The organism is Anaeroplasma sp. (assembly GCF_034179385.1).
Classification (GTDB): Bacteria; Bacillota_I; Bacilli_A; order Acholeplasmatales; family Anaeroplasmataceae; genus Anaeroplasma.
Map to the genome: position 1 here is coordinate 1 of NZ_JAXFPY010000116.1, position 2,080 is coordinate 2,080.

The 2,080-nt window shown below is 30.6% G+C and carries 2 protein-coding genes; both read right to left on the bottom strand.

Annotated elements, in window-relative coordinates:
- Positions 1-269: 269 nt before the first annotated feature.
- Positions 270-1,349 carry an IS1595 family transposase gene (locus SPJ17_RS07710; protein WP_321094425.1) on the bottom strand — a complete coding sequence of 360 codons (1,080 nt, stop codon included), beginning with the start codon at positions 1,347-1,349 and terminating at the stop codon, positions 270-272.
- A 221-nt stretch (positions 1,350-1,570) separates the two neighbouring features.
- A partial coding sequence (locus SPJ17_RS07715; protein ID WP_321094427.1) for a hypothetical protein occupies positions 1,571-2,080 on the bottom strand: 510 nt, incomplete at its 5' end.

Here is a 2,080-nt window from a genome sequence, read left to right on the forward strand (position 1 = left end):
ATATTATATTTAAATAAAAAAAATAACAATATGTAAAAAATCAGTCTTAAAAATGAGGCTGATTTTGTTATTTAGTGGCGTTCCCGATGTGATTCGAACGGCACAACCTTTCGCTTAGGATTTTGAAAATTTTATAAAAATATCTTTTATAGCATCAAATGTCTTATATGAATTATACAACTTCTTGTAAAATGCCATATATCTCGTACAATTTACATAATTTTTTATTTATTAAATTCCTAATTTGCACAGTGTTGGTACCAAACGGCTTAACTGTGCGATTTTTTTGACATCACATCCCTATATTTCACTTTTTTTGGTGACGAAAGTGCCATTTTAAGGAATTTTTTTATTTTGTCATACCTGTTTTCTGGATCATTTATTATGAATGAAATTAGATTCATCCAATCTTGTAAATTATCTCTAGAAAAGCCCTCATGGTTCCTCATAAACTTTTTTATATATGAATGTATTTTATTTATTGGAGTTAACGGGTTATCGGCATCTGTTAAATATTCTTGATATGCTGATTTACAAAATTCTTCTGTAAGTTCTAATTCTTTTACTAGTATTTGATGTGAATGTTCATCATCATGAATCAGTTTTGAGCCTTTCTGTATATGAGTCCCCATTGTTTCAAATGTACTTTTACTTGAAGGCTTACTTGTGTTCTCGCAAAGTATTACAGTTCTAAATCCATCTGTAGCTACAGCTACACATAATTTATCTCTTGATATTCCTCTTAGTTTTTTACCATCTTTGTAATTTCTATTAGATTGTTTAACAGTAAAAAAAGTTTCATCAAATATTACATCACCTGATAGCACCATATCCTTTTGATAATCTTTTAGTACCTCAAAAACCTTTGTTAACCAATATTTTCCAGTGGAATTGGCATTTTTATTATCTCTACTTGATGACTTTATTGAATGAAACTCAAATAAATGTATTAAATATTCAAACCATTCGGAAATTGGTATCTTATGAGAATCAAATATAGTATTAGTTAAATTATTAAAAGTTGATCCACAATTTTTACATTTGAATCTATTAATTCCATTGCCATCCTTACCATATTTAATAAAAGATTTTGACATACATCGATGGCAAACTAATGGCTCAATAGAATTAATTAAATCGATTTCTTCCTTCGAACTTTCTCTATGCTTGGCTTCATACCATTCTTTCATAGTAGAAGTCATTAATGCTTCAATAGGAGTTATATTATCTCTTTCATCCCAAGGAAGTTTCTTCACTGATGTTCCCCAATGGTTATCTTTATATTTAGTTTTCATGGCGGCGACTGAAGGAACTTCTGAGAGCCGGTTAACCTTCAACCGCCAAGTCATATGTATTAACCAGCTCTCAGAAATTCACATATTTTCCTTTCTTTAGACTGGATATATTATATCACTTTTTTTATTTTTCACCAACACTGTGCAAATTAGGAATATTAAGAAAAAAGTGAATATAAAATTATATCAATTCGTTTAAATGAATTTTCGGATAAATACAAAAATCCGATATGTAAGCTCATGTATAACCCACATTATCGGATTTAACTTTAATTCTATTCTACAACTATGGTCTTTCCATCAGAACCATTTATGCCTTTATCACCATACCATTGTGTATCGTCATTGAATCCTTTACCTACAGAACCGGGCTTTCCACCCTTTCCGGCTTCTAGTACAGTTAATTCATAAATAAAGTAATCTTTGCAGTAAACTGCAGTACCACCGGTACCACCATTACCTCCGTTTCCACCTTTTTTAAAATTAGCTATCATTGTAAGGAATCCTGAGGTTGATTTTCCTCCGTTTCCACCTTCACCACCAGTGCCGCCTATAACTTTGACGTTACATTTGTTTATAGATATATAATTACAAAGAATAGTATAAGTAGCATCATATCCCTTCTTGCCATTTTTATACTCTCTATCACTAGTATCTGCATCATGACCATTTTCGCCCTTTGAAGCTTCACCACCTATAATGGTTAGACTTGAATTTGTTACATTAGAATACTTAATATAAATATCATAACAATCAATTAAGGCTTTAGGTGATTTATCCTTTAC